Annotated in this window: 5 protein-coding genes; 1 reads left to right on the forward strand and 4 read right to left on the reverse strand. The window is 48.5% G+C overall.

What is annotated here, in order from left to right; all coding sequences use genetic code 11:
• Positions 1-64: 64 nt before the first annotated feature.
• The 4 genes from RBB62_RS06925 to RBB62_RS06940 all read right to left on the reverse strand — a co-directional run bounded on the left by RBB62_RS06925 (position 65) and on the right by RBB62_RS06940 (position 5,503).
• Entirely contained in the window at positions 65-1,915 is a 1,851-nt protein-coding gene (locus RBB62_RS06925) for an ATP-binding protein (RefSeq protein ID WP_309398004.1), read from the reverse strand.
• Positions 1,912-3,090 (reverse strand): SIR2 family protein, encoded by a 1,179-nt coding sequence (locus RBB62_RS06930; protein ID WP_309398005.1) that lies wholly within the window; start codon positions 3,088-3,090, stop codon positions 1,912-1,914. Before RBB62_RS06930 ends, RBB62_RS06925 begins: the two co-directional genes overlap by 4 nt.
• A 305-nt stretch (positions 3,091-3,395) precedes the next feature.
• A complete protein-coding gene (locus RBB62_RS06935) occupies positions 3,396-4,625 on the reverse strand; it encodes a recombinase zinc beta ribbon domain-containing protein (protein WP_309398012.1) in 1,230 nt (409 codons plus the stop codon).
• Positions 4,626-5,152: 527 nt separating this feature from the next.
• Complete coding sequence (locus tag RBB62_RS06940) at positions 5,153-5,503, reverse strand: AAA family ATPase (protein ID WP_309398006.1); 351 nt, start codon at positions 5,501-5,503, stop codon at positions 5,153-5,155.
• Between the two features lie 25 nt (positions 5,504-5,528).
• Between RBB62_RS06940 and RBB62_RS06945 the strand changes: the two genes are divergently transcribed.
• Entirely contained in the window at positions 5,529-6,596 is a 1,068-nt protein-coding gene (locus tag RBB62_RS06945; RefSeq protein WP_343219077.1) for a DEAD/DEAH box helicase, read from the forward strand.
• Positions 6,597-7,337 lie beyond the last annotated feature (741 nt).

A 7,337-nucleotide genomic window follows, 5' to 3' on the forward strand; every position in this document is an offset into this window, starting at 1 on the left:
CTGTATTTGTAATAGACTATAGTTCGGTGTAGCCATATAGAAATAAACTCAACTGTGTCGCTTATTATCCTGCCATCCGTTGGGCGATTGTCGCGATTTCAGGTTCGCTTAGGCGTTCTAAGGTCCATCCTTTTGCAAACTTAGCTGTCTCGGATTTCGGAAGCTGATCATCATTTAGGTCGCGGATACGAACTCGTGCTGGCATTGCAGCGCCTTCACCTACGAAAATCGCTTCTTGTTGAGCGAGATTTGGTAAAGCCTTCGTCATACCTGATAAACCATCTGGTAAAAAACGAGATACATGCTGTTGGTCTGCTGCATTGGTTAATCTCAAAACGAGCCAAGTGCCACATTGTGAAATCACTGTGCTTTCAACGTCAGCAGGCCTCTGACTAACAAGCATCAATCCGATACCGTATTTCCGGCCCTCACGAGCGATTCTTCGGATTGCAGTTTGCGCTGCTGCGTACTCGGCTTCGCCTCTGTCTGGAACATATCGGTGAGCTTCTTCGCAAACAAGAACAACTGGATCGCGTTTTCTTTCTTCCGTAGTTTGATGAACTTTATACTGAAATAATAAACGGGCAAGCATGGCGGCAAGCGGACCAGCGACCTCGTTCGGAAGGCCAGAAATGTCCAGAATCCGAATGTCTTGATCAACGCCACCATCTCCCTGAATCTGGCCGACTAATTGGGCGATGATGTGTTCAAGGGATGGGCTCTGCTGATCCCATTCCTGCATCATGAAACGAATCCTAGGATCACGCCTCAAGACTGAGAGTTTATCCAAAATTGATTTGAACTTAGTCGCAAATTCGGAAGCTGCAACACTCTGAAGTGTGTCCTTCTGCACGCGTGCCGCCTGCAAATAAAAAACATGATTGTAAAACTCTTGGAGGCTAAAAGGACGAGGCTTGTCGTGGTCAAACTCAATCAGTTCTTCGATTTTTACCCCTGCCTTGGGACGTGGTGCATCATGGTCTAGGCCATCCTTAGGTGCTGCCCCACCGTGTGCAGTGGGAGAAGGATCAACAAGTCCGGCGGCAACCATACGGGCATAAGTGATGGCTTTATAGATGATGTTGTTCTGAGAGGTTGCTTCTTGTTCGGTTTTTCCGATCACTAAAGACCTGAACTCATCTGCCGACATGAGCCAGTAAGGAAGGCTTATTGGAAAGCCGATAGTTTCCTCGTTTCCAAGCGGATCATAAGCACGATAAACGATCGCACGTTCTTTGAATGCGTGACCATACTCTCCGTGGGGATCTATAATCACGATTCTTGGGTGGCAAACTGTTTTAGGCTCTGGAACGTGCTCCAACATGCTGTGCAGCAAGGCGGCAACGGCTCCAGACTTTCCAGAACCAGTTGAACCAAGTACCGCGCAGTGCATACCTAGCATTTTATCTATGTTTGCACGACAAATAGCATTGTCTGCGCCGACATAATCGGCGAATGGAAAGAGTGGGCTGTATTCACCGTCATTTTGTTGCCCCTCAGCTGCTGAATATATTTGAGTCGTTTCTTCGCGAGTGAGTAGATGCACGCTCTGACGTGGGAGCGGGTATGTAGTTACGCCTCGAACAAATCGTAACTTATTATCTGCTGCATTCCATACGCCTTCGGCAAACAATTCGACTTCCATTAACCGCTGATCTGCATCCGGCGGAATTGGTTTAGCAATCTCAGGAATTTCCTCTGATCGCATTCTCAGGAGCGTTACGAAACCAAATATCAGACGCCTTCCAAAATGGACTTTTACGATGCTACCAATTTGCCCGATCGGATAAACCCTACCTTCATAAGTTCGGGTGAGCTCCGTGACATCTCCGGATAACTCAACTCGGATAGTATTTCCTGACACCTCGACTATGTGCCCAATCTTTAAGTCAGAAATTAGGTCAAATGTGTTCATAATACACAGGCTTCCGCCCCACTGTTTAGCATCTTAGTGACTCCGGCAAACTTCCACCAATCTCGTTCGACTCCATTAGTTGGAGGCGCATGGGGGGCGCTTGGACCAACGTATAAGCCATCTTTTGAAATAATATACACTCGCTTCCCCCACGACCGACTCCTCCACCTTTCAATGGTAGGATTGAGGTTTGCTGCGAAGGCAAGAATCGTCGTTTTGTTCTTAGGCCTTTGAAGCGCCAGTTCTATTTCTTGGTTAATGTGTTCGTCGCCAAAGCTATATCCGCATATTGCGAGAACGTTCTCACCTGGAGCACCTAGTGCTCGCCTAAATAGATCGAATTGGGCTGCGAAGGGGTCTTGTTGGGTCGCGAAATATTTGGTTGATTGCGGGTAAATAAGAACCCGAGATAACTTCTTCGGATATAAATCACCATCCCTTACTCGCCAAACTTGGTCATCCTCCCCCCAATGCCAGTCAATCGATCCATGAAGTTTAATCACATGAGCCCTTTCACGAAGATTCGGTTCTTCATCTCCATATCGATGACTCCGGTAGGCGACTGCTCCGCCGGAGAATCCGTCCCAATATGAGAAACCACCAAGCGCAAGAGCATCTTCAAGCAGAGTATCATAATTGGTGGTAAAGAGCCGAACAGCTCTCCGGCGTTCTGCCACTCCTGCCTGGCTCCGATTAAAGAGCGCTGATACAAACTCCAAATGATCGTCTATTTTTACGATTCGGTTTTGAAGGGTTCCTATCTCCTCTGGTGTCCCATCATTTTTCTGAGGCTTGTATCCCCAACGAATTGTTTCAGCAATCCAAGTTAGAAGTCGCTGATGAAGTTCATCCAATTCATCAACTGAAAGAGTGATGCCATCAAATGTGATGCTTTTATTTTTGGAACGACCAGCGATTGCTCGGTGGTCGCTGAGTTGACTCAAAATATGCTCAATATGCGAATTTTCGGAAAGCTGACTTTGGATGTATTCAATTACTTTAATGTCGCTTGTCTCTCCGTCCTCTTTCGCTCTGACAAAAACTCGATTGGTAAGGGGCCACATGAGTGGTATTCCTGCGTCCAGACTGATTCCGGCTCCGAATAACCATGACTGACTACTCGCGGCTAATAGATTGTCGAGTTGAGCCAGACTGTCTTTTGCGTTTGGGTCCATGAAGTATGTAATGCTACCAATACCTGCTAATGTAAATTGCTAGTAAAAACCAATGGCTATTTTACTTACATTCTTGATTGGAGAAATCCAATAATATCCGCCGTATGGCGGGAATTTTTTTCAAATTCGCCGAGCGGATGGTAGATTTTTAATTCAAGCACAGTATTTATCTAGGCCAAATATTACTGATTATCAATGTCTTAGGTTATTCGATTCATACTTAAATCAAATTGTGCAACCGAAATTGCGGGTCATTCAGCCGCTTATTGCCTCAATATCACCGCTCTATTTGATTCATGGCGTGCTTATCCTCTGCTTTGCGCCTCCCATCGCTGCTGTAGTTTGGCGAATCCAGCGCGTTGCTCCTTGGCGCTAAGATAGACGAGGCCCCGCAACCGCCGCTCGCTGTAAAAGGCGATTTCAGTGGGATTGGTGAGGCTGCTTAGAGCTTTCTGCACGCCAGTGGGAAGCCGTACCAAACGTAGAATGCCCCGAATATGAGTGCGTGAAAATCCCTCGCGTTCAGCGATTTGCGTAATCGTGAAGCCCGGCGTATTGGCAAGCTCCTGCGTCCATCCTTGGGCAAGGTGGATCGGGTGTTGATAAGTAGCGCCTTTTGGTTGGCAATCCGTATCCGGCCCCATGATTTTATCAAGGTATCCGGCGGGCAGTTGGAACGGTTCGACGGCGAAAGCCTCCCCGAGCCAGCGAGCGCCCGGCAACCCGACAACACAATTCAACTCAAAGTTAGTTCGACTTACGACACCGCGCACTCCGCCACCTGCATCGAAATACGAACCATCTTTCGATTTTTCGACGAATTTGGAACTGCTTCTGAATAAGGAAGTTATGAAGAAGTCAAATTCGATGCGGTACCAGTCGGTTCGTATTTGGGTCTCGAAGGCATCGTGGTCCTTGGGCAATTCGTCTTTTTCTGGAACAATTCGGCGGATGGTGATCTTGCGAATGAGTTTGCCCATCAGTTCGATACGTTCCTCGAATGGGAGGACTTGAAATAGCTCTTCAAAGTTGCAGAGCGCTTCAGCGATGAGGGTTTCATCAGTTGTTGCCCGTTCGCGCAGTTCGATTTCGCTTTTGAGTTTTTCGACTGAGACTTCAGCCTGTTGGCGGTCTTGCGATAACTCATCGGCTTCCTTGAGGAGTTGGCTGGTGAAGCTGCCAGCGCCTTTCTTTTTAGCGAGACTGAGGCAGTTCGCGAGTTGGCGATCAATTTCTTTGATGTGTTTCTTGGTCTCAGCGAGTTCACTTTTTAGAGGTTTTAGCGCTTTACGCTGGCGGGTGACGGTTCCCTTGATCGTCGATTTAATGATTTCGGGATGACGCCCAAGCTCCCCGATTGCATTCACAATGAAGGTATCGAACTTTTTACCAGGGAGATTGCGGATATCGCATTTGCTGGCCTTCTTGTAGCGGATGACGTCTTGACAGGTGTAATAAGGCCGCTGCTCCCCAGTTTTGGTTCGCTTGCCACCGGGTTTGGGTGACATGGCGCAGCCACAGCATCCGCACTGAATTAGTCCTTTGAGGGCGAGTTCGTGTTTATTGCGGGTACGCTACTACCCGGCTAATGGTAACCGAACTGCTCAATGTCAAATATCTCGCATAGTGTGATGTTTTTACGGGTTTTGCTACCTAGCGCCAAATTTCCATTTCCGATAGACTGGGTTATGCAGATGTCGCCATCACGATCCTGTCCCCATCAACTGGAAACTTCTTCTGAGCTAATTGATGAACTCAAGTCATTGGCCGATCAGAATGAACGCCGATCCCTGATCGCCACAGGAGCCATCGCTGTGGTGACGGCGATATTGCTACCCATGGTTGCGCTGCAGTTGGGAGTGAAAGTAACCGACCGCTCGTTTAGCTTTTGGTTTGGCGGCCTGATCGCGGAACTGCTGATTGTTTTCGCGGTGTGGTATGGCGCGGTTCTTTGGATCGCTCCACCGCGATCGAACATGCAAAAAATGCTGGAGGCGATCAAGTTTGCGGCCTCAAACCCAATTTCCGTGAGCTTAAGTCAGAGCGGTCAACAAGTGACCATTTATTTGCCTGAGGAGCATGTTGTGCTGACAGGGGCAGCGGCAATCACGACCAGATCATCACGGTGGTTTTCCATTTCGGTCAGGATGCAGGCGATGGCTTCCTGAGCGTACAGATCGTCATCGCGTCCGGCCAACATGTAAGCTTCATCAATGAATAACACACCGCCGAGCGCCTCCTGAATGCGTTCTTTGACAATACCGGGCGTTTGCCCAAGGTAGCCGCCAACCAGACCGGATTTATCCACTTCAATCGTGTGGCCCGAACTGAGGTAACCGGCGGCATGCAGAATTTTCCCCACCAGTCGTGCCACAGTCGTTTTACCCGTCCCGGGACTGCCATTAAATACCATGTGCAGTGAGGGAGATCGCAGGCGCGTGATCTGGATTGCTCAGACGGATGAACTTTGCGAGCAAGCAGTGCAGGCTTTTCGACAGGTATGGTTGAATGTAGGCGCGGAACGGACGGATCTCCGAATTATTCGCTTGTGGGGTGGCAATCGTAACCCTGCAGTGTACGAACCGTCCAAGCCAGTTGTGGTGGTGGCGTCGATTCAGACCCTGAATAGTCGAATGGGTGCAGAGCAGTTGGAATGGTTGAAGGAACCGGGTCTGACAGTAATTGATGAGTGTCACCACGCCATTACACCTAGCTACACGGGGCTACTTCGGTGGCTGGATGCGGAAACAACCCTTAACAAGGAATATGGGTCAATCGAGCCAGTGATTATCGGCTTGAGTGCAACTCCTTTTAGAAGTGATGACGACGAGAGCCAACGGTTAGCTCGACGATTTGATAATCAGTGGCTTCCCGTTGAACAAGCGGATCTGCACGCACGGCTGCGCCGCCAAGGAGTATTGTCCGAAGTAGATTATCAATGTATTGATTCAGGAGTAGGGATTCGGCCCGAGGAGGAAGAACGATTGCTAGAGCTTTGGGATCAACGTGACGGTTTGGATTTTGAGCGATTGGTAGAAGAAATCAATCAGCGACTAGCAAAAAATCCGAAGCGCAATCAGGCGATTGTGGACTACATTCAGCAAGCAAGAGCACATTCGACCTTGTTTTTTGCAAATTCAGTAGAGCATGCGGAAGAAGTCGCAGCCCGTCTGAATTTGCAGGGCGTGCCAGCGGCTGCAATCAGTGGCAGAACTCCTCGGTCATCGCGTCGATATTTCCTCGATCAGTTTCAGGCAGGGGAGATTCGAGTTCTCTGTAATCACAGTGTTCTGACGACCGGATTTGATGCCCCTAAAACAGATATAGTAATTATTTCCCGTCAGGTATTTAGCCCTGTTCGCTACATGCAGATGGTCGGGCGTGGCTTACGCGGGGAAGCGAATGGAGGTACAGCCCGTTGCCTGATCGTCACTGTATTGGATAATTTGGGCCGCTTTCAGGATCGTCACCCCTACCATTACTGTGCAAAATACTTTACCATTTAATTCGGAGAGCACCCAAAATTTGAGAATGTGAGTCAATTCGAAGAACTCCTGAAGCTTAATCCTGTTTTTGGCTCTGCATGAATCAATTGCTTTTGGGGTGAAAGTGGAGTCAACTGACGGAGGAGTTTCTCTGGGAAACGCTTTCTGGCTTTCTGTGGGGGCAGGGAAAGTATTTCCGCTTGAATGTTTTCGTGAAGTTTCGCCAACCGCAGTATTTGCCGGACTCGGCCACCTGAAACTTGTGCGCACTCGGATATGTAAGCTGTTTACACTTCGACCTTGATTGCCAGCGCGGATGTGTGGTCGCGCTCTGCCGCCAATTACCAAGTCTATAGTACCAAGGACGCGCATCAGGATACCGTTGCCTATTTTCGACAGTGCTTCCCGTAGCAGAATCCGCAGTATGATCCCAGTTATTTCGCTTTCCCCATTGCGGTGAAGTAAGGCAAACGATTTGGGCAATTCCAACTATTCCTGGTGCCTGAGGATTGAAAATTTTCAATCTTTAAAATTCTTTGTTTGAGATATCTAGGCCAATTTTTCGCTCTTCTCATCGGCAGTCACCTGTCTTTTGAATGAAATAAAAGCACTCGAATTTGAGTGCTTTAACGGCTCGGCAATCGGGCGATTTTGAAAAGGTCATTTGTCAATTAGTTGATCAGGCGCTTGCTGCGCGAGTATTCCTGCATGCCCTCTGGATTGGGGTGTTTCCAGTAATGGATAATCTAAGTAAATAGCATG

The organism is Cerasicoccus maritimus, from assembly GCA_031296935.1.
Lineage (GTDB): Bacteria > Verrucomicrobiota > Verrucomicrobiia > Opitutales > Cerasicoccaceae > Cerasicoccus > Cerasicoccus maritimus.

Excerpts from the sequence above, each read along its gene's own strand:
- RBB62_RS06925 (WP_309398004.1), bottom strand. The coding sequence starts at position 1,915 with ATGAACACATTTGACCTAATTTCTGACTTAAAGATTGGGCACATAGTC.
- RBB62_RS06930 (WP_309398005.1), bottom strand. The coding sequence starts at position 3,090 with ATGGACCCAAACGCAAAAGACAGTCTGGCTCAACTCGACAATCTATTA.
- RBB62_RS06940 (WP_309398006.1), bottom strand. The coding sequence starts at position 5,503 with ATGGTATTTAATGGCAGTCCCGGGACGGGTAAAACGACTGTGGCACGA.